Genomic DNA, 25,852 nt, shown 5'->3' on the forward strand with positions numbered 1-25,852 from the left:
AAAGTAGGTTAACGGGCAGTTTTTAGTTCTATAGTTTAAATATATCATTTTTAAATCATACTGAAAAACAAATGCAAAAAGGGTTGCCCAATGAATAACTCATCAGACAACCCTTCTTTAACGCCTTTTGTATTATGGATATAAAGTTATAGTACCATTTGCCACTACATTACTTCCTAAACCAGAGAAACTTACAGTAAAGTTGCTGCTATTGAAGCTTAAAGAACCAACTGGAGTACAAAGTCCTAAAGCATATTGGATTTTTCCATACGAACCACTGTTTTTAGTAGTTTTACTTTCGCTTTTTGCTTTACCTAAAGAAATATACGCCCAATCAGAACGGTCTGTGCTGCTTACAGTTGATCCAGAATAGTAAATAGTGATTTTCGCTCCCATTTCACCTCTTTTAGAACCCCAAAGCCAGTTAGCCGTCCACGTTAAGCTTCTCCATCTTGAAGACAATCTAGATTGTGTATCAAATGATTCGCTATCGTCAATTGTTACATCAGTTGAAATGATTAAACCACCGATTACGTTATCCCAAACAATTCCATCGTTATTGTAGAAACATAACGTTTTTACTTTTTGATTTTGGATATTCCAAGTAATTTCAAGAACCTGATCGTTAACGTTTACTTCGTTAGTAACCACTTCTTGAATGTTTCTTTGTACTTCTACCAATTCATTTCCAGTGTATACATTTTTTAATTTTCCTGTCGTAATCGAATTAGGTTGTGTTAAATCACCAGAAGCGACTACACTTTCAGAACCCGAAACTACTTCTTTTGATAAGTTTAAAGTTGCCTCAGAACTAATCGTTCCTAATACTTTTACTTCCGCAATTTCGATTCCGCTGTTAGCATATAAAGCCAAGTTTGCTTTACTGTCGTTAATTTGGTCACCTACCGCTTTTGGTAATTCTTGCGAGGTTGGTGCTACTAAAGCAGCTTTTAAAGTTTCAACAGTTGCAGTTGCTTGCTCTTGATCCAAAGTAATGTCATCATTTTCTTTTTCACAACTCACCAATGAGAATACGACTAAAGCCAACACTAGGTGTAGCTTGTTTAAAAAAAGTTTTTTCATGTTATTAAGTATTTATTTGTTTGATGTAAAATTGAAATTTTATACCGAAAAAAGGAATAGCGTTTTACCATGAAATTGCCTCGTGGTTTTCCATGAGGTGTACTTGAGATGAAAATAATTTCTTAACACTAAGATGTTTTTTTCATCATTTGCCCGCAAAGAAATTTCTGGGTTTTCTTATTAAATTGCCCCAAATGGAATGAAAAATATAAGATATATTTCTTACATTTGAGTAAGACATAAGGCTACTTTAGCAGTAGCGTTATGACTATGTATCTTCTTTTCTCTTGTAATTACTGCTGTTTACTAAAATTATTATTGGAATACGTTTAATCTTTCAACTATGTGTAAAAGAATGTTAAAAACACTGCTAGTAGACGACCACATGTTATTTTTAGACGGACTTGGTTCTATTTTAGAATCCCACGAAGGATTAGAATTGTTGCCACCGGTTACCCGAGGAAAAGAAGCGCTCGACATTATTTTAAATAGTGACGTTGACTTTTTGATTACCGATTTGAATTTGCCCGACATTAGTGGGGTGGATTTGATTTTGAAAATTAAAAAAGCCAAACCCGAGATTCCCATCTTGGTTTTGAGTATGGATTGCGACCGCAAAGAAGTGAAGCAAATTTTAAATGCAGGTGCTGAAGGTTTTATGCTAAAAATTGCGGGTAAGCAAGAATTGTGCAAAGCCATACAAAAGATTGTCAATGGAGGCACGTATTATAGTAGTGAAATTACCGCTATTATGATGGAGCTTATTAAAAACAGTTCGGAAAGTAATGTGTCTTCCAATTATTTAACCACTCGAGAAATGGAAATTTTAGATTTGATTTGCAAGGAGTATTCCAATAAAGAAATTTCCGAAAAGCTATTTATAAGTGTGAGTACGATTGAAACCCATAGAAGCAGCATGTTTGGCAAAACGGGTTCCAAAAATGTAGTGGGTTTAGTGCGGTATGCTGTGGAAAACGCTTTAGTAACTTGGTAAGGGTATTCGGTTGACTATCAATATTCTATATAAAATCGAAATAAAAAAATAGTTGAAGCCATACAACAGCCCATATAATTTGGTATTTTTGCGACCACAATTGCAATGGCCTCGTAGTTCAACTGGATAGAATGGCGGATTTCGGCTCCGTTGGTTGCAGGTTCGAACCCTGCCGAGGTCACGAATGAATACTTTAAAAATGAAAAACAGCAAGCTCGCTTAAGCTGTTTTTTTTATTTTTAAAGTATTCTCAAAGCGGAGCTTTACAGGGAAGACGGAGTCAACCCTGCTTCGTGATAACTTACTAGTACTAATACTAAGTTTACTTTAAATGTTTTTTTAGCCCTTGTTTTATTCTCAAAGCGGAGCTTTACAGGGAAGACGGAGTCAACCCTGCTTCGTAATAACTTACTAGTACTAATACTAAGTTTACTTTAAATGTTTTTTAGCTTTTGTTTTATTCTCAAAGTGGAGCTTTACAGGGAAGACGGAGTCAACCCTGCTTCGTGACAGCGTTTAAAAAACATTCACATCTTATTTAGTCTTTCTCTCTTTTTTACAATTTGTATAGATAATTTGTAGTATTTGTTAAAAACTACGTATAAATACGTACAAAAAAGAGCTCAAAATACGTATTTATACGTATAGGAATTTAACATTTGAAGGGTTAAATTTGAGAAATTGAAATAGTATTTATTAGACATTTATCTTTGATTAAGGTGGGTATGTCTAAATTATGTCAAGTATATATTGACAATAATTACATAAATAATAATAAATGATTTAAAAGAATGAAATTTGAAATATTAGTAAATGACTTATTTGATAACCTTAAGCTTGATTCATATTTAACTCCGACTCTGAATAAAAAAGTTCTTGGATTTATTAATGATTTTGAAAATGGTAGTTGGAGATTTGATAAATTTCAGAATTTCATATGGGATAATATAAAAGAAACTGCTTTAAGTCAAAAAGAAAGAAAATCATTAATAGATAAAGGAGAAGGTTCTATTTTGTCTGAATCTGCAAAAAATCTTAGACTAATTGAAACTACAAATGCACGTGGTAGTGAAATTGGAGAAATAGTGCTATATGGAATTATGCGAAGACATTACAATGCTTTACCAATTGTACCTAAAATATTTTATAAGCAAAACAAAAAGGATGAAGCCAAAGGAGCTGACAGCATTCATATTGTTGTTGAATCAGAAGACTCTTTTTCTTTATGGTTTGGTGAATCTAAATTTTATAATAATATTGAAAACGCAAGACTAGATGAAATTGTTAAATCCGTAAATGATTCAATAAGTCTAGATAAATTAAAAAAGGAAAATAGTATAATTACTAATTTGAGTGATATTAATGATTTTGAGGAAATTTCTGAAGAGCTGAAAATTAAAATCAAATCAAGCTTGTCTCAAGATGAATCAATTGACAAAATAAAACCAATTTTGAATATTCCAATCTTACTTTTATATGAATGTGGAGAAACTAAAAAGCAAAAGTCAATGACAGATGAATATAAAAAAAATATTATTGAAAATCATAAGAATAGAGCAACAGCATATTTTAAAAGACAAATTGAGAAATGTAAAGAAATTCACCTGTATGAAAAAATCAATTTCCACATTATCCTTTTCCCTGTTGCTGATAAGGAAAAGATTGTTGAAACATTCATTTTAAAAGCGAAAGCTCATAGGATATAATATGGAAGATATAGTTTTTGAACGTTGTCAAATTGTGAATAATTTATTGATTGCTGAAAAAGAGAATGAAGCAAGACAAGAGCTTATTAGACTTCTTGATTTTCATGAATCAAATAAAATAGAATACACACCACTTTTAAATCATCTAATTAGAGAAACAGGTCTTTTTCCTTATCTAGAACCTAAAACATCTAATTGGGAGGAAAGGTTTGTTTTTGATGTTTTTAAAGTAGATGTTGGTGAAGAAAAACCATTAACCCTTCATCGGGAACAATCATTACTTCTTAAAAAACTTTTAGATGGCAAAAATATTGCTGTAAGCGCACCAACGAGTTTTGGAAAAAGTTTTGTAATTGATGCTTTTATAAAAATTAAAAAGCCTAAAAATGTCTTAATTATTGTGCCAACAATTGCTTTAACTGATGAAACAAGAAGGCGTTTGTACAAGAAGTTTGCATCTGAGTATAAAATAATTACAACTACAGAAGTTGAATTAGCTGAAAAGAATATTTTTATCTTTCCACAAGAACGAGCAATCAATTATTTAAATAAAGTTGAAAGCTTTGATATTATGATAATAGATGAGTTTTATAAAGCAAGTAAAAACTTTGACAAAGAACGATCTCCAAGTTTGATAAAAGCGATTATACAACTTGGAAATAAATCAAAACAAAGATATTTTTTAGCGCCAAACATCTCGTCATTGGAGGAGAATCCATTTACAAGAGAAATGGAATTTATTAAACTTGATTTCAATACTGTTTTCCTAGAAGTAAATGAGATATATCTAGAAATAGGAAAGAATGAAGAATTGAAAACTGAAAAACTTATAGGTATATTAAAAGCACAAGATACAAAGTCTTTAATTTATGCTGGTACATATTCTAATATTGATGTTTTGTCAAATATTATCAATATTCGTTTTGAAGAAAAAAACAGTGTACTACTCAATAACTTTTCAAATTGGCTTTCTAAAAATTACAGTTATAATTGGTCACTAACAAATTCTGTAAAAAGAGGAACAGGTATACATAATGGGCGTCTACATCGTTCACTTAGTCAAATACAAGTAAAGTTATTTGAAGAAGAAGACGGACTTAATAATATAATCTCAACTTCATCTATTATTGAAGGTGTAAATACTTCAGCTGAAAACGTAATTCTTTGGATGAATAAAAATGGACGTTCAGGATTAAATGATTTTACATATCGAAATATTATTGGTAGAGGTGGTAGAATGTTTCGACATTTTATAGGAAAGATTTATATATTGGACAAGCCACCTGCAAGTGAGCAAACAAAATTAGATTTGCCATTTCCAGAAGAAATTTTAGGTGGGTTAGATTCTGAAAATGACATAGGAGTTTTGACAAAAGAACAAGTTGCTAAAATTCAATACTATCAAGAAGAAATGTCAAATATTTTAGGTGTTGATATTTATAAAAAGCTAAAAAACGAAGGAGTTTTTCAATCAAGTGATTCAGAATTTATTAAAGATATTGCTGTAGATATGGCAAATAATCCAAGCGAATGGAATGGGCTTTCATATTTGAATTCTTCCAACAGAGATAAATGGGATAAAAGTATATATAGAATAATAAATTTAAAACCAGGTTACTGGGAAACTAAAAGCAGTACTTTTGTTGCGTTTATCAAAGTTCTTAGGGATAATTGGTTCAAGAGCATACCCGAATTATTAAAATCATTAGAACCTCATAATGTTGGTATAGATGATTTTTTTAAATTAGAAAGAAATGTATCATTCAAATTTTCTTCTCTTGTAAAAGATGTAAATACACTTCAAAAGGAAATATTGAAAAGTAAAAACTATGACATCTCTCCCTTTGTAACTTATGTTTCCCATGCCTTTTTGCCTTCAGTTGTTTTTCAGCTTGAAGAATATGGACTTCCAAGAATAATTTCAAAAAAAATTCATGCAGCCAAAATAATTAACTTTTATGATAGAGAACTTACTATACATAGAACAATTGAAATATTTAATGAAATAGGGGTTGAAGTAATTAAAGAAAAGGTTAATCTTGATGAGTTTGATAAATATATTTTGGATTATTTTTATGATGGAATCAAGATAAATAATAATTTAATAGTATAGATTTTTGTTTCAAATCAATTTGATGAAACTATGGACGAAGAAGGGAATATAGTTTCTATTGTTACTTGGATAATTAGTTGATTGTTTTTATATTAATAAAGCTTAGCCTTACAAATACTCTAACCCCTCAAAACCCCATCACATCAGATTCCACAAACACCCTTTTCGCTTCTTCAGAAGTGTAATTCACCTTTTGATAATGCTGTGCCAATAATTCCTTAAAATGCGTTTGCAAACGAGGAAAGGCTGTGATAAAATCCTTAAAACGGGTGTGGTTGGCTTTCGCTTTAAAATGCGCGACTGCTTTAATCGCTGCCACCGTGAGCGTCATGTTAAATTTATCTGTAGCACCCAAATGCGCGACATAGTCTTGCAATTGTTGTACAATGTTTTCTTCCGCTTGCACTACACCATAGCGGTGAATGTGAATCCAGGCCAATCGAAAATGTGCTTCATGTGTGAATAATTCAGCTGGAAAAGTGCCTGCTTTAAATTGGGCTTCAAAAGCAGTATCCGAAAAAGCATAGTGGTCTTGCATGGCAGAATCAAATTAGCATTGGTAAACGAAATTACACATTATTTTTCAAAACCCAATTTCTATTTTAACATTCTAGTTAATACGACCATGTAACATGTAAAGGTTTTGGCATCCATGGGAATTTTAGGATAGAAAAAGAAAAAGGTGATTGGTTCAATAAGAGATCATAGGCTCTCTTTTCAACCGTCATTTCCCAACGCTCTTCGTTTTCTTGTAATTTCCCGTCACGTACCAACCAATTTCCTCTAAAACCTTCTATAGAAGTAGAACCAATGGCAGGCCAATGACCAATAACTGCTTGAAATAGACTTTCTATTAGTTGTTGTTCGGTATCGGTTAGCGTGATAGCTGTGTTGTGAAGTGGAGTGGTTAAGGGTAAGCCACAGAGGATTTTGTTTAGCGGTAGGAAAATTTCTTCCGTATCTGTTAGTCCAGTGGCAAGATATTGTAGACAAAAGACGGCTTTTTCTTGAGCAGTTGGAGTTACAAATTGGTCTTCTGTTGTTAATTGCAACCGTTTAAACAACATTTGAATGTAATTATTTAGAATTACAATTCCTGCATTTTTAATTGGAAAAATTTGAACAAGAGCCATAGGATTAACTTTAATGTGAAAGTGTTGTTTGTAAAAAACTACTTTTTGCTAAGATAGAAAGAATATTGCATTTTAAAATAGGGTGGTGCAGTTAGTGATTTTTGAGGTTTTATTAGTTTCTGTGTCAAATTTTTTTTAAAAAAACCATTGCCACAAAAAGTGTGGCAAACTATTTGTGTCAAATAAAATGACACAAAAAAATTGACACAACGTTATGCTGTTTTTAATTTATAGGATTACGCTATGAAAGATAGAAAAATTTTTAAAACGCCTTTATTATTTTCTCAAGAAGAAATGGCTTTATTGTTAGGGATTACGCGAAGTAGCTGGTCGATGTATGTTTCGGGTTTACGTAGTATTCCTACTGAAGCCACCCTAAAATTAGCCAAACTGCTACAAAGTGCAGCACAATTGCCGTTGGCTACTCTAGAGCTTTCTCATAGAACCGTTCAAGAAGGTAAGAAAAAAAAGATGCTACAAGAAGAATTGGCAAAAAACAAATGGGAAACGGAAGTGGTAGAAAGGAAATTAGCAAAAATGCAAAAGCAGTTTCAAGAAGCCGAAAACACGCTTCAGTTTATAAGCGTGCATGAAAATCTGGGAGATTTCAACGAACAAGAAGTTTGTATCCTGCAAAATGTAAAAAATAGAGCCCTGACTCAAGTTGAAAAAAATGGTCTACACTTGCAGGCCCAATACCAACGCCACTTGCGCGCTCTTAAATCCTACCAAAAACAATTGGAAAAAGAAATAAAGTAAGTTGCAATTTATTAACCTTGCTTCACCTTAATCATTTTTCCTTTCCATTCAAAACGGTTAATAGTGGAGGTAAAATAAATTTCGTTATCATACACATATTCAATTTTCACATACATTTGGTCTTCTAACGTGTATGCTGGATTGGGAAAGGTGTTTTTAATGCAAGTTGCAATGAATTCGCAATCGTTGACCCATACCAGTTTCGATTGAATGATGTATTTACCTCCTTCATGGTATTCGGTATGCAGGTCTTTGTGAATACTAACTTTCACTTCTTTGCCTTCAAAATAGTAAATAAAAGTTCCTTCGTGGGCAATGTCGCATTCGGATGTAGATAAGGTGGTAAATCCCATGAAAACATAAATCATAAGTGATAATAACCCCACGGTTTTTACATATTTTGAAAAACGGAACGCTTTAGGAAAACGTTTGGATGAGGCTTTTCCAAGACGAGGGATTTCTGGTAAGTTCATGATGCTAGTATTACAAATGGTTACAACTGTGTTCCTTTGGTAATAGCAATCTCTAAAGTACTTCTTTTTTTAGAAAGTTGGCTTTATAAATTCACTAAAACGAGAAAATTTTAAGATTTTTTTAAGATTTTTTTCTTACAACCGCAATTGCTGAAAGAATTTTCTCTCATGAAGGTGCTTTTGTGGTTTCTCTTTGATAGAGTAATAACTCAATTTGCATTGGTGAAAACCCAAAATAAAAACCCATTATAACTTTTCTAATTGTTCCAAAACGCCTTTTTTATAACTTCGGCTAATGGGTAATGCTTTTTGATGTACTTCCACATATTCATTGGTAAAAGAATCAATTTTACTTACTGAAACCAAAAACGAACGATGAATGCGTAAAAATTTGTGTTGGGGCAACTTAGCTTCTATATTGGAAATGGTTTCTCGAGTAATACAGTTTTTTTGGGTAGTTACGATTTTTAAATAATCGCTCACACTTTCAATGTATAAGATGTCGTCGAAATTGATTTTAACCATTTTACGGTCCGATTTTACAAAAATAAAATCCGTTTCAAAGGATAGGTTTTCCGTAATAGGAGTAACGTCTATTTGAATATTTTCGTCTAAATATTTATTCACGGCTTGTAAGAAGCGTTCAAACGAAATGGGTTTCAATAAATAATCCACCGCTTGTAAATCGAAACCGGCTATGGCATATTCGCGATAAGCGGTAGTAAAAATAATTTTGATGTTTTTATTAATCGATTTGGCAAAAGATAAACCGTTAATTTCAGGCATGTTGATGTCTAAAAAAATCAAATCAATTTTCTGTGTATTGATGAGGTGAAAAGCTTCCAGTGCATTTTTGCAACTGCCACACAACTGAAATGCATTAATTTTAGCCACATGCGATTCTAAAATTTCACGTGCGGTAATTTCATCATCTATAATCAAACAATTGTAGGTATTCATCTTACTCCAATTTAATTTCTAAAGCAACAGCAAAGTTATCTGTTGTGGTTACGATATTCAATTCGTGCTTTTCAGGATACAGCAAAGCCAATCTTTTTTTTATGTTTTCCAAACCAATGCCTGTGCTGCTTTCTTGTTCTTTTAAATAGGCACTATTGCTACAATAAAAGTTCAGTTGGTCCTTTGTAGCTTGCAATCGAATAGAAACAGTTAAAAAATGGTTGATAATATTACCGTGTTTAAAAGCATTTTCAATAAAGGGCAAAAACAGCATGGGCGGAATCAAAAGGGTTTCATTTTCAATTGCAGTAGTAAAATCAACTTTCAACCGATCTTGAAACCGTATTTTTTCCAAATCGATATATTCATGAATGTGTGCTACTTCTTCTGAAAGGACGACTTTAGGTTTCTGAACTTGGTACAAAATATAATCGAGTAAGTTGGAAAGTTTTAAGATAACATCGGGTGTGTATTCCGATTTTTTCAAAGACAAACCGTAAATCGTATTTAAGGTGTTGAATAAAAAATGCGGATGTATTTGTTTTTTTAAATAATTGAGTTCTTGTTGTTTGATTTGTAAATTGGTTTCCAATATTTTGTTTTCCAAAGCTTTAAACTGCGATTGCACATTGAAATTATGATTTAAGATATACACAAAGCTAATGACAGCCACAATGAGGTACACTAAAATAAGAATGAAAATAAAATTCCGACCCATAGGAGGTACTTTGGCAATATCGAGCTTGGTAATGAAAATAAAACTTCCATAAATAGCCATAGTAATCAGATAAACACTCATAGCTAGAGTATAAAAACCATATAAGAATAACTGCGCATATTTTTTTGTAAGCAAGTATTTTGGGATAAGCACATAAATGGTAATGTAAGTAGTGAGAAGCGTTATGGGTAATAGTAAGCTGGAGAACCAAGTAATATAAACCGTATCGTTTGAATTATAACTAAAGAAATACACAAAAAAGAACCAAACTCCAATCCAAAAGAAGCAATGGAGGAGTAGGGATTTTGTTGTTTGGAACCAATTTGAAAACATGGTAGCAAGATAAACTAAATATTTGTGATGTTTTTAAAATTGCGACAGATAACCGGTTTCGAACCCTATTTGTCAAAATAAATCTTAAATTGTATTTTTCACGTTTCAATTTGGTTAAAAAGGGAAGGAAAAGGTTCATACGTCGCATAAAAAGTTAAAGATTTGTTTTAAAAAATAGCTTTGTGATGTTATAAATCCAAAAAAATATAGAATTATGAAAGTTATTTTAGACAGAATTTATGAAGGCGGTCCTTTTTTTATGGTGCCAATTGTTTTTATTCTAATTGCCATTTTAGTTTTGTTGGTTTGGGCCTTATTGAAAAGAGAAAACCTCCACAAGTGTAAAGAGTTGATTGCCTCCTTAAGTCTTTTTGTTTTGGTTTGGGGATTTTTAGGTCAGGCCATCGGATTAATAGGTGCTTTTGATGCCATACAATCGATGGGAAGTATAACTAATGAAATGTTGGCAGGTGGTTTGAAAGTCACTTTTTTGACCGTGGTGTTTGGGATGTTTACGTTTTTGATAGGCCGTGTAGGGATTATTATCTTAACGGTTTTAGATAAAAGTCAGAAGGGGTAAGTCGAAAGTCAAAAGTCGAAAGTCAAAAGTCGAAAGTCAAAAGTCGAAAGTCAAAAGTCAAAAAGAAAAAGGAAAGTGTCCCGTTTGAAAGAATAGGAGGCTTTCTTTTTTTGTAATTAGGTTATATTCTGTATATTCGTTTTTCCCAAATCTCAACTAGTGGCTTATATATTACTTGCTTTAGGAATTGTCTTTTTTTTAGTATTTGCTTATAATGTAATTATTGAGCCCATCTATGCTTTCTTTTTTAGAAAGCCCATTTATGTGCATTGGTATTGGTTTCCTAAAAAGTTAAGCTTACCGCAAATGCAAATTTTGCATGACCAATTTGATTTTTATCAAAAATTACCACCACTTCAACAAAAGTATTTTGAACACCGAGTCGCTACTTTTATTCAAAATTATCCTTTTATTGGAAAAGAGGGATTGGAAGTAACCGATGAAATGAAGGTACTTATTGCAGCAACAGCTGTGATGTTGACCTTTGGTATGCGAAATTATTTGTTTACGGTTATTGATAAAATTATTATTTATCCCGATGTGTATTATTCAACTTTTAACCAAGAGTATCATAAAGGAGAATTCAATCCGAGAATGAAAGCTATTGTTTTTTCTTGGAAGCATTTTTTAGAAGGTTACCAAATTAGTAACGATAATTTGAATTTAGGATTGCATGAATTTGGTCACGTATTGCATTATCAAGGATTAAAAAGTTCCGATACTTCGGCTACCATTTTTGCCGTTACCTATGAGCAAATTATTAAAGAAGTAAAATATCCTGCCAATTATTCTAAATTATTGCAATCCAATTATTTTAGAATTTATGCCTATACCAATGAATTTGAGTTTATCGCTGTGATCTTGGAACATTTCTTTGAAACACCCGAAGAATTCAAGAAAGAATTTCCTCCCTTATTTGAAAAAGTTAAAGTGATGATTAATTTTACGCAATATTAGTTTTATAAAAAATTAATATTCAGCTAATTATGTGTTTTATGACTAAATATTTAGTAAATTTGTAAGTAACAAATAGACGCGTCATGAAACAGAAAGTTCCCATTTCAACGATTATGACCCAAGATGTTGTAAAGTTGAATATTTCCGACAATCTCACCAAAGCCGAATCTCTTTTTAAAAAGCATCACATTAGGCACATTCCTGTTGTTTCTGGTAATAAAATTATTGGGATGCTCAGTTATACCGATTTACTGCGGATTTCCTTTGCTGATGCAGTGGATGATGATGAAGATGAAATAGACACTACTGTATATAATATGTTTACCGTAGAGCAAGTGATGGCAAAAAAACTAGTGACTATAACACCTGAAACTACAATAAAAGAGGCCGCTGAAATATTAGCTTCTAAAGAATTTCATGCTTTGCCTGTTTGTGAAGGCAATTTATTAGTGGGTATTGTAACCACTACCGATTTGATCAAGTACTTAATCGATCAATATTAAAGAGAAAGAACCTGACAAGAGTTTTAGGTCCTGTCAGGATGAAATAGTATTTATTTTGTAATTTCTTTTAAATTCGCTATTGTCGCTGTTGGATTGGTAGCTCCAAATACATAGCTTCCAGCCACTAAAACATCAGCACCAGCATCGACTAATTGTTTGGCATTTTGATTAGTTACACCACCGTCGATTTCAATCAATGTGGTTGCATTATTTCTTGTGATGATTTCTTTTAATTGTTGTACCTTTTTATAGGTGTTTTCAATAAAAGATTGACCACCAAAGCCAGGATTGACACTCATAAGACAAACTAAATCAATATCTTTAATAGTATCTTCTAATAAGGCTACATTGGTGTGTGGATTAATGGCTACACCTGCTTTCATACCTTCTGCTTTAATCGCTTGTAAAGAACGGTGTAAGTGCGTACACGCTTCATAATGCACTGTAAGTATATCGGCACCTAAATTTTTAAAAGTAGTAATGTAACGATCTGGGTCGACTATCATTAAATGTACGTCGATTGTTTTTTTAGCATGTTTACTAATGGCTTGTAAAACGGGCATTCCAAAAGAAATGTTTGGAACAAAAACACCGTCCATAATATCAATATGAAACCAGTCTGCTTCACTATTGTTAATCATTTCGATGTCTCTTTGTAAATTGGCAAAATCTGCTGCTAAAACAGATGGTGCAATCAAGGTATTTTTTGAAGTACTCATTGTGTAGTTATGTTGTTTGTGCAAAGATATTATTTAGAAGTTAGATTGAAATAGTTTTAGAAATAAAATCCTTTTCTAAAGCATAAAAAAAGCTTTTTTGAAATTCAAAAAAGCCTTTTTAAAGAATAGAATGCAATTATTATTGCTCTAATTTTGATAAATCTAATTCCTTTAAAAAAGATTTTAATTCATCTAGTGTGATTCTTTCTCCTTTTAAAGCTACTTGAAAACGTTCTTTATAGATGAAAGTAATAGACGAACTAATATTATCTGGATTTTCGTCTTCTTCTGTTAAACATTTGAAGCCATGAATAGTTTCCGTTTTTTTTGTTTCTGTATCGTTGATAGTTTCTACATTCATAGACAGCGCCATGATGGTTAAACTGATAATGCTACTTCCAGTTTCACCAGCACCATCCATAATACTCACTTCAATTTCTTTTCCTGTTACTTCATCACCATATTTCGCGTCGGCTGTTGTTAATCCCATCATGGAAGCATCACCTGCATTAAAACGGTTTCTTTTTAATCCACCAACTTGTTCCGCCAATACTTCTTTTAAAACATCATTGGAAACAGGTGTCATGGTTTTTAAAGCTTCCAGTTGTTTTTCATTTTCTTTTAATGCGTCTCCTGCTTTACTAATGTTGTTAAAGCCTTCAACAGCATCCATTACTCCTGGTTCATCTTTTTTTTCTTCTGTTTTTTTACATGCTATCATGGCTAGCATTGAAAGTAATACAATTGTTTTTTTCATGTTATTCTGCTTAGATTTGATGTAAAAATAAGATAAGATTTGAATTTTATATAGAAAACGAAGAAGAAATTCTACTTAAAAAACAAAACCACGGACACCCGAGCATTTTTATGCGAACTGACCGTGAGTTTGTTTCACAAAAACAAAACCACGGTAATCAGCCGTGGTTTCAATCATCAATCAAAAAACGAACAGTTATTGAAACTGTTGTTGCTTTCTATATGTTTGGTTTCAATCATCACCCGAGAGCTTTGCTCGAACTGACGGAGAGAAACGGAGTAACCTATTAAAATCAGTTATAGTGACTGTTTTGTAATGATGTAAAATTAAAAAACAAATTCCAAATTACAAATATTGGAATTTGGAATTTATCCCGAAACTTAGAAATTATAATTTATCCTAAATAGGTTTTTAATATTTTACTTCTAGAAGTGTGTTTTAAACGTCTAATTGCTTTTTCTTTAATCTGACGTACACGCTCACGAGTTAAATCGAAAGTTTCTCCAATTTCTTCAAGAGTCATTGGGTGTTGATCACCTAAACCAAAATAAAGGCGAACTACATCTGCTTCTCTTGGGGTTAAGGTTTCTAAAGCTCTTTCAATTTCTGTTTGTAATGACTCGTGAATTAACTCTCTGTCAGGGTTTGGAGATTCTCCAGAACGCAATACATCGTATAAGTTCGAATCTTCACCTTCTACAAGAGGCGCATCCATTGATAAATGACGTCCAGAGTTTTTCATAGACTCTTTTACATCATTTACGGTCATGTCTAGTTCTTTTGCAATTTCCTCAGCAGATGGAGCGCGTTCACTAGATTGCTCTAGTAAAGCATACATCTTGTTGATTTTATTGATAGAACCAATTTTATTTAAGGGTAAACGTACAATACGAGATTGTTCAGCTAAAGCTTGAAGAATCGATTGACGAATCCACCAAACCGCATAAGAAATGAATTTAAAACCACGGGTTTCGTCAAAACGTTGTGCCGCTTTAATTAAACCAAGATTTCCTTCGTTAATTAAATCGGGTAATGTTAAACCTTGATTTTGATATTGTTTAGCTACAGAAACTACGAAACGTAAATTAGCCTTTGTTAATTTTTCAAGAGCTCTTTGATCTCCTGCCTTAATACGTTGTGCTAATTCTACTTCTTCATCTGCAGTAATAAGGTCAACTTTTCCAATTTCTTGTAGGTATTTGTCTAGGGAAGCAGTTTCACGATTCGTTACCTGCTTGGTGATTTTGAGTTGTCTCATTTATATAATTCCTCTAAATTTTTAAGTGTTACAGTAGTTATACGTAAGAGGTTACTAAAAAGTTACAAAAACTTTAAAAAAATTATTCAGTGAGGTAATTTTTTATTTTGGAGGTGTAAAAATCTATTTTTTGATACATTCTGTTGAAGAATATTTTTTGATCTTTTTTGCCTGCTTTGGAAATGGACATGGAATTTTTCAATTGATTAAAAATAAATTCTTTTTCTTCATTGCAAATCTTTGCATCAGAGGTTACATAATAACTTAACATGTTGTGTGGGATAAAAAAAGAAGCTTGTTTTTCATTGGTAAACAAAACGGTATTATTTAAAAGTAATAATTCATTGTAAAACAGTTCGAAAGTAGAACTGTCGTTTCGCACTTCTTCTTCTATTTTTAAAATAATATTTTTAATATCTTCTATAATGGATAGCGCATTGTTGAAGTGGAGTAGTCCTGCTTCATAGAAATAATATATTTGCTGTAAGGAACTATTAATAGTAGTATCGTTCCAAATTTCAATGCGTTTGTTGTTTTCAAATATTTGGACTAAGCGAGTTGATTCCTGTAATAATGAGATGTCCATTGTAAAATTTTCAAAGCTTATGTTTTGATCGGAAGTAAGAATGTTTAACCAAACATAAATTTTAAATTTTGCAAGAACACTTCCTCCCAACGTGTAATGTAAGGGAATGTCTTTAGCAGAATAATAGATGCAGCTGTATTGACTATATGGTTGTAATAAGTTGATAGATTTTTCCAAATAGGCTTTAAAATCGGTTATAGATTTAATAGTATTGGTTTTGTCTAAAATGTATTTGTTTTCTTTTCGGAATAAGGTATCCATAGCAATAGCAAAATGATTGCACAAAAGAATGGTTTCATCAATAGAAAATTTACTCTTTAATGAAATTCTCCGATGTGCTGCATCATAGCTAATGCCTAAAACTTTTGCAATTTCATCTAAAAGGGATTTGTTTTGAACCTTTTTTTGAATGGCTTTTAAAAGGAGTTCTTGGTTTTTCATTTTGTGATTTTCGCAAATACAAATATAAGTAATATTATTTAACGCAATTTTTTTTGTGATTTATAAAGTAGGTTTGTTTTACTATTAATCCATTCTTAAATATATGAAAGCAAAATATTTCAACAAATCAGAAGAAGAACGTGTTTTTTATTCCACTTTAAAGGAGAAAGTACGGTTGCAATTTAATGATAAGCAGATTGGTCATGGAAATGTAACCTTTTGGAGAAAAGGCATTTTTTGGTTTTTACTTTGTTATACCAGTTATGTGATACTTTTTATAAGAGAAATATCGGTTTTTCAATTTTTTATGAGTTACTTTATTTTTCAATTGGCAGGTTTACTTATAGGCTTTAGTTTAGGACATGATGCGAGTCATAATACTGCTTTTAAAAATAAAAGATACAATGCCATACTTCATTTTATTAGTTTTATGACAGTGGGAATTGATCCAATGTTATGGGGTTTAAGACATATTCGTTCCCATCATTTATATGCTAATGTAGAAGGTAGTGATGTTGATATCGATAAAAATCCTTTTTTGCGGTTAAGTCCTACACATCCTTGGGCTCCAAAGCATAAATTTCAGGCCTATTATGCTCCTTTTGTATATATGCTAACCTTATTGCATTCTGTTTTTGTGAGTGATTGGATTTATTTGTTTTCCAATGATTATGATTGGATGAAAAAAGGAATTTCAACTCTAGAATTGTATTTTCGCTTTTTTCTTTACAAAATAGTGTATTTTGCATTAGTATTACTTCTTCCTATACTTTTTACTACATTCAGTTGGAAAATCATACTTTTTGCTTTTTTATTATCGAGTGCATTTACTTCGCTAATTTTTATTGTGATGCTAGTGGGAACTCATTTTTTTGAAGAAGCCTATTACCCAGTTTCAAATGATGAAAATTTAGAGCATTCATGGGCTGTACATCAACTATACACGAGTTGTGATTGGAATGCAGATAAATCTTGGGCTAGATTTATAAGTGGAGGTTCTAATTGTCATGCTGCACATCATTTATTTCCTAATATTTGTCACGTCAATTACAAGGAAATTAATACAATTATTAAGGAAACTACTCAAAAATATCAATTACCTTATCATCATAAGACTTTATTGGAAATGGTAATGTCTCATTTTAAACATCTTCATAAAATGGGTAAATTAAAGTAAAGCGTATGTCAGTTTTGTTAAAAAGAAATAGTTCTAATTTATATCATAATTGGGATGCAGTTACCAGTAGTGACCTATTATTTTATTCATTACTTATTAATCGATTTCAGAAGAAATGTTTTTTTAAAAAATGTAAACCAATAAGTAAGAAAAAATAAGACAAAATTTATAAAGTATTGATTATTCTACTTTAAAGAAACCGTTTTTTTCTACAAACTCACCTTCATTGGTATACCCATAAATTGAAATTTCATAAGTTCCTTCTACATCAGAGGTGTAAAAAGAAATGGGTTGGTTTAATGAGGTAGTTTGTTGCCAAAGCAATTGTGTTCGATAATCTGGAATTCGCTCTAAAGCAGCCTTGTCTTTATAATCGGGTACATAGGGTTGTTGTTTGTAAAGAGGAACAATATATTCGGTATTCCATTTTTTTGTGCTACTCTCTTCAAAAGAGCCATCAGTAGTATGTATGATAAACAAACCACTGTATAGTTTGTTGCCCAAGTAATAGGGTTGGATATTGATAGCGATACTTTTTATTTTATTGTATTCAATTTTTAAAAGATCGTTTGGGTTTATAATTACAGAACCATCCACAAGAGTGAGTGGATTTTCATTTAATTCTAACTGAACACCAGTATTTCTAAAATGAATTTTAAATTGGTCATTTTTTTCAGTATAATACACTTGATTTGGTACTTCAGTAATGAATTCTTTTAGAGAAGTGAAACGATTGTATTTTTCAACTGGAAAAACTTCTAAATAATTAGGATTAATTGATGGTAATGCTTTTGGTTGAAAGGTACTATCTTTTTTTATTTCATAATATGCATTTTCGATTTGAGAAGCAATGGCTCTTTTTTCAATTTCTTTAGTATAGTTTGTTTCTAAATATATTGTTGGTGTTTGTTTTATAGCCAAAATTCCTGGTTGTAATTTAGAATCCAATTCCAATGTGTAGTTTTCATTTTCACTAATAATTTCAAGAAAGGGCCTAGAACTGTGTAAAGGTCTAGCTAAAATAAAATGGAATTGCCCTTTGTGGTTAGTGGAAGTAACCTGGATAAAGTCTTTATTACCTTTGTCTAATAATGCAATGCCAATGTTTTCCAGAGGAAGTAAACTATCCAGTCGTTGTATTTTACCTGAAATGAGTTCTCCTTTGGCTTCAGGAAGAAGCGTAATAGGATTGCTATTTGAAGCTGGGTTTGGGAAACTAAAAAGTGAACCAAAAGGAACATTTATGGCATCTTTTTTTCGAACAGAAATAGTAAAATTTCCTTTTTCATTGGTTATAAAATCACTAAAAGTAATGGCTTCTCTTTTTGAGTAATTTTTTAGTTCGATTTCAGGAGAAGTTGAACTAGGAACAGTTGAGGTATCAAAGCGTATTTTTTCATTTTGATTTTCTTGATACGGATTAATAATCAGCAATTCATTACTCGTAAAATTAAGGGGAGAAGCACTCAACATCCATTGGGTGTAAGTTAAAAGATAATAAGTTCCTGTTTTTAATTCAGTAGGAATGAAAAAATAACCTGAAGCGGTTCCTTTGTCTAAATAATGCTTGTGTACAAAAATTTCTTTTCCAGAAGCATCAATGCATTTTACATAAGCTACTTTACTCAGTTCACTTGCTTGATTGTTTTGTTGTAAACAATATAAAGAATACCTTAATTTTTCTCCGGTTATAAGAGTTTTGGCGTTTACTTGTAAAGCCATGGTTTCTTTATATAGATTCCAATCTATGGTTTGACTAAACAGGATTTGATATAAAAATAGAAATAATAGGGTTGCTTTTTTCATTGCCAAAAATCGGGTTGAACATTAGATGAAAAAGAAGTACAGTCTGTACAATTTGGATAAACAAGTATTATGTTTTCTTCATTTTCTAAATCACCTGATGCATAGATTAAAATTCCAGCTTGCGTAACATATTTCATGTCATTTCGAGCACCTACTTCAAGTCCCATGTAGCCTATCGGTAACTCATCAATATCACTACGATATTCAAAAATATTACATGAAAACAAATAATTTTCTGATGTTTCGGAAGGGAAAATGTCTTCGAAATTAAAAAAGATTCTTTTTTCTGAAACTGTGGTTACATCAAAATAACCTACCACTTTTTCATCTGGATTAGTAACACTTTTAATGTTTCCATTAATAAATCCAGGTTGCACTTGAGATAATAGACTGCCCGTAGCTGAAAGTGTTTTTAATGTTTTGTAAAAATTATTTGCTTCCGGGTTTTGAATGTATTGCCTTACTAAGACACTGTAACGATGTGCAATTTTAGGATCGTTTTTACGAATAAAATGAATATTAAAATCGGATACTATATCTTCAGTTTGATTTTCAGTAGTTGTAACATTGATTGTATTGGAAAAATTGTTGCTATAACAAATTTGAGTTTCTTCTGTACGAGGAACTAACTGTAATTGATTATTAGAATCTACAATTAATTTATTTGGGCTCCAATAAGGAGGTATTACGATGTACGTTTCGATAAATTCATAGCGATAAAATTTGGAAGCGTTATTAGGGTCTGTTGAATTTACATTAATAGCAACACCCAGTTCATTTTCTTTAATTTCTTGAGTTGCAGTTACCTCACTTATTTGTGAGGTGGCAGGCATGGTTTCGCTATTTGAAATATAACTTTTACCATTACTGGTTGTGATTTTTAAAGTATAAAGGAGGTTTGGTTCAATTTGAAATTCTTGATTAGAAATATAGGTGTCGCCCACTTCCGAAAAAGGAAACTCCAAACCGGTATTGGTTGTTATCATGACGCTTGCTCCGTGTTCAATATTTGGTAATTCTGATTCTAAAGGTATGGTGCGTGATAAAGTAATGTTATGCTTTTTGTATTCATTTGTAATTGTAGCTTCTACTACTAATAAATCTTCAAAATTTTCAGTTTGAAGTTCGTAAGGTTCCGTACAACTTACAATGGCAATCAAAATTAATACGATGTACTGTTTTAATTTCATGTTTTTAAAATTTGAAGTTATAAGTTATAGTAGGAATTGGATATGCAAAGATACTTGATTTATAGGCTTTTATTTTACCATTGTCGGTAACAAAAAAAACAGATTGAGGATTGTTTCTACCCAGTAAATTATAAACAGAAATATTCCAAAAACTGTGAAATGGTTTTTTAACTTTATGATTTCCTTCGATATTAAACCCAACATCTACTCGATAATAATCAGGTATTCTAAATTTATTTCGATCACTATATAAAGTATATTGTGCATTACCATAGGTATAGGAACCAATAGGATAGGTAACAGGTCTACCTGTTTGGTAAGTAAAATTAAATGAAGCACTGTATCTTTGTGTAAATTTATAATTTAGAATGGCATTAAAATCATGTGGTTTGTCAAAGTTAGATGCGAAATACTTACCGTTGTTGACTCTTTTGTCTGCAGTTTCCCCATTTAATTGAATTAAAGAACGAGAATATGTATATCCAACCCATCCGTTAAGCTTTCCTTCTGATTTTTTAATTAGAAATTCTACACCGTATGCTTTTCCTTTTCCTTGTATGGCATCAGTTTCTACAGATTCACTCAAAATGAGGTCAGAACCTACTTTAAAATCTAAAAAGTTTTCGGTTTTTTTATAATAACCTTCAACGCTAAATTGGTATAAGTCCTCTTTAAAATTTTTGAAATAACCTAATGCTATTTGTTGGCCATAAGAAGGTTTGATATTCAAATCTGCTAATTTCCAAGTGTCAGTAGGAGATTGAGTGGTGTTTGAGGATAATTTATGCAAATACTGATAGTTGGTGGTATAAGCTAGTTTTATCGAGGAAGTTTCGGTTAATAGATAACGAGTACCTAATCGATATTCAAAACCATTATAATTTTTAATTACCTCATTATTACCATACTCTTTTATTTCTTTTACATATCCAGGAGCTATAGGTGCACCATCTTCATATACGGTTTGAGTTGCTGGTCCTAAAGCTAAAAAGGTAGAGTACCTAAGGCCTAAATTGAAAGAAAGTTTTTTGTTAAGTGTGTATTCGTCGTTTATAAAAAGATCATTTTCCAAGCCTTTTTCTTGGTCTATTTTTTTATATGTTAACAAGGAATTAGTATCACTAGGATTTAACTCACCAGGATTTAAAAGATATAAAACCGAATTTAATCCATAGGTGAATTTGTGTTTTTCATTGTAGAAATATACATTTTTGAAAATGAATTTCGATTCGTTAATATTAAAATTATAATTAAAAGATTTTAAATTGTTGGAATCATAATCAATTGCAAATGCATAGTTACTATTAATCAATTGAAAAGTAGCGATGTTTTTAGCGTTAAAATTGTGTCTCCATTTTAGGGATACAGCCGTATTGGAATAACTGTATAAGGAATCAGAAGAAATTTTAAACTTGTCTTTACTGTAGTAAATGCTAGTTTCTAAAGTGTTATTTTCGTTAATTTTATGACTGTATTTTAAATACGCATCATAAAAGCTAGCGTCACTTTTATTTAGTTCCTTATTGTCAATTTGTTTTAAAATCCATTTCGAATAAGTAGCTCTTACACCACCTATTAGGGAGGCTTTTTCTTTAATAATTGGAGTTGTAAATGTTAAGTTAGAGGTTACAGGACCAATACCTCCTTCACCTTTGAATTTTTCATAATTACCTTCTTTGGAGTTAATTTCAAAAACAGAAGCAATTCGCCCGCCAAATTCTGCTGGAATATAACCTTTGTAAATATTAACATCATTGACTAAATAAGGATTTACGGAACTAAAAAAACCAAAGAAATGAGAAGGATTATAAATTGTTGCATTATCTAATAAAAATAAATTTTGATCGTCTTTACCACCTCTAACATTGATTCCAGAGGTTCCTTCTCCAGCTGTTTTAATTCCAGGTAATGCCAAAGCCAATTTTATAATGTCTCTTTCTCCTAACACTAATGGAACACTTTTTGCTTTTTCTACGTTAAAAGTAGTGACTCCGCTGGCTATTTCTTTAACTTCTTTATTTCGTTCTCTCTCAACAACGACTTCATTTAATAAGGTTACACTTTCGGTTAACTGAAAATGTAAGACAGCATCTTTTTTCAAGACAATCTTTCGGTTCAGTTTTTTGTAAGACATGGCATTAATTTCAAGGATGTTTAAGCCGTCTGGGAGTACTATTTTAAAATGACCGTCGATATCTGTTTCCGTTTTTATATTTCGGTTTGTAGCTGAAATAAGTACACCAGATAAAGGATTTTTAGTTTTGGTATCCAAGATCATTCCTTCTATAACATGTGTTTTTTTGGTGTTTCCTTCTTCCTGTTTACCAATAATAGTAATAGCATCATTTTCATCTGTAGCATCTACTAATTTTTCAAAGAAAAGCGGATTGGATTGGTCTGCAGTAGGTAAACTATCTGTCTGAATAAGGGAAGTATTTAACTGGTTGTAAATAAAATTATTTTGTGTAATGATATACGTATTATTGGTATGGAAAAAATTAAGATTGGTTTCTTTTAAAATAGCACTCAAAATTGAAGAAACCGGCTCATTTGTAAAAGAAGCAGTTATTTTATGATTCAAATGAGACCAATTACTATCAAAATAAAATTTTTCATTGGTTTTATTTTCAATTTCCAAGAAGCATTCCTGTATAGGTTTATCGTTAAAAGAAACGGATATATTTGGTTCCTTAACCTGCGCATGTAGTAAATTGAAACATATTAAAAAGAGATAAATACTAATTTTTTTCATTTACAACCTCTTTTAATGTATTGATATATAGTACTAATTTTTTCATGAATTCTTTTGGGTCATTTTTCTCTGTGTAAGCATTTTCAGAATAGAAATTTTTAACTTCTTTTTTAAAATTTGGGAATATTTTGATGCAATCTTTTTTTGAATTTACAAGAATATAATTGTTATTGTAAACGAGGTAGTAGTTATATGTTGGTTCAAACTCATAGTGTATCAAATTTTTATCCAATATTTTAAAACGCTTGGCTTTATGTTTAACCAGTAAAGAGATGGGTTTGTCAATGCTCAATTCATAAATGCCTTGCAAAGAATGGGGGCCAGCACTTTTTAAGTTTACAAAATGCAAGCCATACATCGTAAAATGTGTCAATTTTGTAGAATCCACAATTACGCCATATAAGGATGTTTTTGGATCGGGTTTTACAATAAGTTCTTGAGAAAAAAGATCATATTGTAATTCTATCTCATTGAAAGTTATGCTTTCAATCGTTATACTGCCTTTGGTGTAGTTTTTATTGGTTTTTAAAAACTGATTTTTTGAATTTAGAACAAGGTAGGAGTTGATGTATAAACGACCATTATATAGGTGCGAATTTTGTTGGCTAACCTGAGTATCGAAATAATCGGAAATAGAATTTAGGCTTTGACTTTTAGATTGTATGGAAACCAAAAAGAATAAGATCAAAAGAACTCTTTTTGTTGCTTTCATTTTGTTTTTTTGTTTTGAATTTATAAATATAGATTATTTTTTGAATTATGGGTGTGTCAGAATTCAATTTTAACTTCTTAGTGATAGTAAGTAAAGTAAAAAACCCTATAAAATATAGGGTTTTGAGTTTTAATTGATTTTATAGGTAACACCACTTTGTATCGAAAAGGAATACGGATTGAAATTGGGTTTACTCTTATAGGAGTTGGTTTGATACTTTATAACAGGATTTAGATTGAGTTGAATTTTATCTGTTATTTTATAGTGTATTCCAAGTCCTAAGTCTAAAGCAATATTAACTTTAGATAAATTAGAAGCGTTGCCTATTTCCATTTCTTGAGTTTCATTGGACCCCATTAAAAGAGAATTGTTCTTTAAATATTGTGGAATTATTCCTCCAAAAACAGCCCATCCAAGTTTTGAATCTTCTTCTGAAATGTCGTAATAAAGCTCTAATGGGATTTCATAATAAGTCAGTCTTTGTTTCAATTGAATAGCTGTGTTATTTGTAAAAGAAGCATTAAGTGTGCTAGAAGTAATCGTATTGTTGAGTTCAATATTTCTATAATCCCTAATATTATCGTTATTCAATTGAGTATTATAACTTAAGTTGTGAACGGAAATACCAGCTCGGAAACCTATTTTTGAAAACATAGTTCTAAAATAAACGCCATATGCAGTTGTTATAGGATGAGATTTTTCATAGGAATCAAATGAATCATTAATAGAAGAGCCCTTTTTTAAAGAACTAAAAATAGAAGGTCCGTAAAATGCTGTTACATAAAATGTTTCGTTCGATTTTTTTTGTTTTTTCTTCTTTTTTTCTTCTTGAGATTCTTTTTTGTTAAAAGTTTTTTTGGTTTGATTTTTTTCAATAGGCAAAGCTGTTGAATCTTTACTAGTGTTTTCAGTTATTAGTGTTGGTTTATTTGGGTTTACCAAAGAAATACTATCGAATACATTCTTTTCCTCCTTTGAAGTAATTTGTTCATTAGTATCATTAATAGTAATGTTTTTAGATTCTTTAATGCTTACATTTTGATTTTCTTTTTGATTTCTATTTGTATTAGGAATTTTCTTTTTAGTTGTACTCTTAGTGTTTTCTACTACTTTTTCGGGTTTAGAATTTGCACTTAATAATGTTGGGTTATTAATTGAATCAGTTACTTTTATGATATTTTTTTTAACTAAATATGTGGTGCATTCGTCATAAATACTATAGTCTGAAGTTTCTTTAATAATTGTTTTTTGTGTGGAAATGATTTTTACTTCAGGGGATGTAATTGTATCGTTTGAAATAGTATTTTTTTTCTTCTTTGGATTCATAATCATATTGTCTTTTGCAACTTCAATTTCTCTTGGTGACTGGGTATTGCTAGTACCTGAAAAAGTTTTGGTCAATAAGTATCCTAGAAGAATGCCTGTTAGTAATATAGGTATACTGAAATAGACGAACTTCCTATCTTTTTTCTTATCTAATTTTGCTTCAATAGTTTCCCAAATCAAATCATTTGGAGTTTGATTCAAGCTGTTTAGTTTATCAGCAATCATTTTTTCTAAATCACTATTTTTTCTCATGCTTTCTTACTGATTTTATAATTTTTTTTTGCGATTTATGAATCTCTTCTCTAAGTATTTTCTTGGCTCTATGGAAGTTAGATTTAGAAGTACTTTCACTAATGGCTAATAGAGAAGCGATTTCTTTATGAGAATACCCTTCTAGTTGATATAAGTTGAATACCAATCGATATTGATTTGGTAAATTTTGTATCATTTGTAGTATTTCGTTTACTGAAATATCTAAGATGTCAATAGCTTCTTCTTCCTCTTTTTCTTCAACAAATAAATAGGGGATATCACTGTTTTGAATACTTTTTTTGTATTTATCGATGGCTTTGTTGATGGTTATACGTTTCATCCAACCTTCAAAACTACCTTTGTTGTCATATTTTTTTAGATTGTTAAATATTTCAATAAAAGCATCTTGAAGATTGTCTTCTGCATCTGAAAAGCTACTGCAATATTTTAGACTCAAATGAAATAAGACGTCTTTATAGAGAAGATACAGCTCCTTTTGAGAGGCTCGATTATGGGCTAAACATTCTTGTATTAATTTTTCTAAAATCAAAATTCTTTGTTTTT

24 protein-coding genes and 1 tRNA gene are annotated in these 25,852 nt (G+C 31.1%); 9 read left to right on the forward strand and 16 right to left on the reverse strand.

The annotated features are described in order from the left end of the window. Nucleotides 1-132: 132 nt before the first annotated feature. The gene (locus NHF47_RS05795) at nt 133-1,083 is read right to left on the reverse strand and encodes a hypothetical protein (protein WP_252764040.1); all 951 of its coding nucleotides are present in this window, start codon (nt 1,081-1,083) and stop codon (nt 133-135) included. Between the two features lie 355 nt (nt 1,084-1,438). Between NHF47_RS05795 and NHF47_RS05800 the strand changes: the two genes are divergently transcribed. From NHF47_RS05800 to NHF47_RS05815, 4 genes are all read left to right on the forward strand, one after another. Then, nucleotides 1,439-2,077, forward strand: a complete 639-nt coding sequence (locus NHF47_RS05800) for a response regulator transcription factor (protein WP_181369146.1) — start codon at nt 1,439-1,441, stop codon at nt 2,075-2,077. Nucleotides 2,078-2,184: 107 nt separating this feature from the next. Continuing rightward, nucleotides 2,185-2,258: transfer RNA gene (locus NHF47_RS05805), tRNA-Arg, on the forward strand. A gap of 610 nt (nt 2,259-2,868) precedes the next feature. Beyond that, complete coding sequence (locus NHF47_RS05810; protein WP_252764041.1) at nt 2,869-3,783, forward strand: DUF1837 domain-containing protein; 915 nt, start codon at nt 2,869-2,871, stop codon at nt 3,781-3,783. A 1-nt stretch (nt 3,784) separates the two neighbouring features. Next, nucleotides 3,785-5,896, forward strand: coding sequence for a DEAD/DEAH box helicase (locus NHF47_RS05815; protein ID WP_252764042.1), 2,112 nt, complete (start codon nt 3,785-3,787; stop codon nt 5,894-5,896). A gap of 127 nt (nt 5,897-6,023) precedes the next feature. On the opposite strand, the gene NHF47_RS05820 is transcribed toward NHF47_RS05815, so the two are convergent. Both NHF47_RS05820 and NHF47_RS05825 read right to left on the reverse strand, forming a co-directional pair. Next, the gene (locus NHF47_RS05820) at nt 6,024-6,434 is read right to left on the reverse strand and encodes a hypothetical protein (RefSeq protein WP_252764043.1); all 411 of its coding nucleotides are present in this window, start codon (nt 6,432-6,434) and stop codon (nt 6,024-6,026) included. A 76-nt stretch (nt 6,435-6,510) separates the two neighbouring features. Further along, a complete protein-coding gene (locus NHF47_RS05825; RefSeq protein WP_252764044.1) occupies nt 6,511-7,029 on the reverse strand; it encodes a contractile injection system tape measure protein in 519 nt (172 codons plus the stop codon). A 243-nt stretch (nt 7,030-7,272) separates the two neighbouring features. Between NHF47_RS05825 and NHF47_RS05830 the strand changes: the two genes are divergently transcribed. Then, complete coding sequence (locus NHF47_RS05830; protein ID WP_252764045.1) at nt 7,273-7,788, forward strand: helix-turn-helix transcriptional regulator; 516 nt, start codon at nt 7,273-7,275, stop codon at nt 7,786-7,788. Nucleotides 7,789-7,799: 11 nt separating this feature from the next. Here the strand turns inward: NHF47_RS05830 and NHF47_RS05835 are convergent, their stop codons facing one another. The 3 genes from NHF47_RS05835 to NHF47_RS05845 all read right to left on the reverse strand — a co-directional run bounded on the left by NHF47_RS05835 (nt 7,800) and on the right by NHF47_RS05845 (nt 10,272). Beyond that, nucleotides 7,800-8,261: a hypothetical protein gene (locus NHF47_RS05835; RefSeq protein ID WP_252764046.1), complete on the reverse strand. Its 462-nt coding sequence runs from the start codon at nt 8,259-8,261 to the stop codon at nt 7,800-7,802. 246 nt (nt 8,262-8,507) lie between these two features. Continuing rightward, entirely contained in the window at nt 8,508-9,221 is a 714-nt protein-coding gene (locus NHF47_RS05840) for a LytTR family DNA-binding domain-containing protein (protein WP_252764047.1), read from the reverse strand. Nucleotide 9,222: 1 nt separating this feature from the next. Then, entirely contained in the window at nt 9,223-10,272 is a 1,050-nt protein-coding gene (locus NHF47_RS05845) for a sensor histidine kinase (protein ID WP_252764048.1), read from the reverse strand. Nucleotides 10,273-10,486: 214 nt separating this feature from the next. On the opposite strand from NHF47_RS05845, the gene NHF47_RS05850 reads away from it, so the two are divergent. The 3 genes from NHF47_RS05850 to NHF47_RS05860 all read left to right on the forward strand — a co-directional run bounded on the left by NHF47_RS05850 (nt 10,487) and on the right by NHF47_RS05860 (nt 12,312). Beyond that, nucleotides 10,487-10,852 carry a MotA/TolQ/ExbB proton channel family protein gene (locus NHF47_RS05850; protein WP_252764049.1) on the forward strand — a complete coding sequence of 122 codons (366 nt, stop codon included), beginning with the start codon at nt 10,487-10,489 and terminating at the stop codon, nt 10,850-10,852. Nucleotides 10,853-11,011: 159 nt separating this feature from the next. Then, complete coding sequence (locus NHF47_RS05855) at nt 11,012-11,809, forward strand: zinc-dependent peptidase (protein ID WP_252764050.1); 798 nt, start codon at nt 11,012-11,014, stop codon at nt 11,807-11,809. A gap of 83 nt (nt 11,810-11,892) precedes the next feature. Continuing rightward, nucleotides 11,893-12,312 (forward strand): CBS domain-containing protein, encoded by a 420-nt coding sequence (locus NHF47_RS05860; RefSeq protein ID WP_252764051.1) that lies wholly within the window; start codon nt 11,893-11,895, stop codon nt 12,310-12,312. Between the two features lie 50 nt (nt 12,313-12,362). On the opposite strand, the gene rpe is transcribed toward NHF47_RS05860, so the two are convergent. The 4 genes from rpe to NHF47_RS05880 all read right to left on the reverse strand — a co-directional run bounded on the left by rpe (nt 12,363) and on the right by NHF47_RS05880 (nt 16,073). Next, nucleotides 12,363-13,031 (reverse strand): ribulose-phosphate 3-epimerase, encoded by a 669-nt coding sequence (gene rpe / locus NHF47_RS05865; RefSeq protein WP_252764052.1) that lies wholly within the window; start codon nt 13,029-13,031, stop codon nt 12,363-12,365. Between the two features lie 139 nt (nt 13,032-13,170). Beyond that, nucleotides 13,171-13,788, reverse strand: coding sequence for a hypothetical protein (locus NHF47_RS05870; protein ID WP_252764053.1), 618 nt, complete (start codon nt 13,786-13,788; stop codon nt 13,171-13,173). A gap of 394 nt (nt 13,789-14,182) precedes the next feature. Beyond that, on the reverse strand, nt 14,183-15,046 hold the full coding sequence (locus NHF47_RS05875; RefSeq protein ID WP_045967558.1) for an RNA polymerase sigma factor RpoD/SigA: 864 nt from the start codon (nt 15,044-15,046) through the stop codon (nt 14,183-14,185). An 82-nt stretch (nt 15,047-15,128) separates the two neighbouring features. Next, nucleotides 15,129-16,073: a hypothetical protein gene (locus NHF47_RS05880; protein WP_252764054.1), complete on the reverse strand. Its 945-nt coding sequence runs from the start codon at nt 16,071-16,073 to the stop codon at nt 15,129-15,131. 103 nt (nt 16,074-16,176) lie between these two features. Here NHF47_RS05880 and NHF47_RS05885 point away from each other — a divergent pair, with 103 nt between their 5' ends. Beyond that, nucleotides 16,177-17,250 (forward strand): acyl-CoA desaturase, encoded by a 1,074-nt coding sequence (locus NHF47_RS05885; protein WP_252764055.1) that lies wholly within the window; start codon nt 16,177-16,179, stop codon nt 17,248-17,250. Nucleotides 17,251-17,430: 180 nt separating this feature from the next. On the opposite strand, the gene NHF47_RS05890 is transcribed toward NHF47_RS05885, so the two are convergent. From NHF47_RS05890 to NHF47_RS05915, 6 genes are all read right to left on the reverse strand, one after another. Continuing rightward, on the reverse strand, nt 17,431-19,056 hold the full coding sequence (locus tag NHF47_RS05890) for a hypothetical protein (RefSeq protein ID WP_252764056.1): 1,626 nt from the start codon (nt 19,054-19,056) through the stop codon (nt 17,431-17,433). Further along, on the reverse strand, nt 19,053-20,246 hold the full coding sequence (locus tag NHF47_RS05895) for a DUF4249 domain-containing protein (RefSeq protein ID WP_252764057.1): 1,194 nt from the start codon (nt 20,244-20,246) through the stop codon (nt 19,053-19,055). The genes NHF47_RS05890 and NHF47_RS05895 overlap by 4 nt, the downstream gene beginning before the upstream one ends. A gap of 4 nt (nt 20,247-20,250) precedes the next feature. Further along, the gene (locus NHF47_RS05900; protein ID WP_252764058.1) at nt 20,251-22,998 is read right to left on the reverse strand and encodes a TonB-dependent receptor; all 2,748 of its coding nucleotides are present in this window, start codon (nt 22,996-22,998) and stop codon (nt 20,251-20,253) included. Beyond that, nucleotides 22,985-23,710, reverse strand: a complete 726-nt coding sequence (locus NHF47_RS05905; RefSeq protein WP_252764059.1) for a hypothetical protein — start codon at nt 23,708-23,710, stop codon at nt 22,985-22,987. The genes NHF47_RS05900 and NHF47_RS05905 overlap by 14 nt, the downstream gene beginning before the upstream one ends. A gap of 129 nt (nt 23,711-23,839) precedes the next feature. Beyond that, nucleotides 23,840-25,288, reverse strand: a complete 1,449-nt coding sequence (locus NHF47_RS05910; protein ID WP_252764060.1) for a hypothetical protein — start codon at nt 25,286-25,288, stop codon at nt 23,840-23,842. After that, nucleotides 25,275-25,838, reverse strand: a complete 564-nt coding sequence (locus tag NHF47_RS05915; RefSeq protein ID WP_252764061.1) for an RNA polymerase sigma factor — start codon at nt 25,836-25,838, stop codon at nt 25,275-25,277. Before NHF47_RS05915 ends, NHF47_RS05910 begins: the two co-directional genes overlap by 14 nt. Between the last annotated feature and the right edge of the window lie 14 nt (nt 25,839-25,852).

Source organism: Flavobacterium sp. NRK F7 (genome assembly GCF_024054195.1).
In the GTDB taxonomy this organism is placed as follows: Bacteria; Bacteroidota; Bacteroidia; order Flavobacteriales; family Flavobacteriaceae; genus Flavobacterium.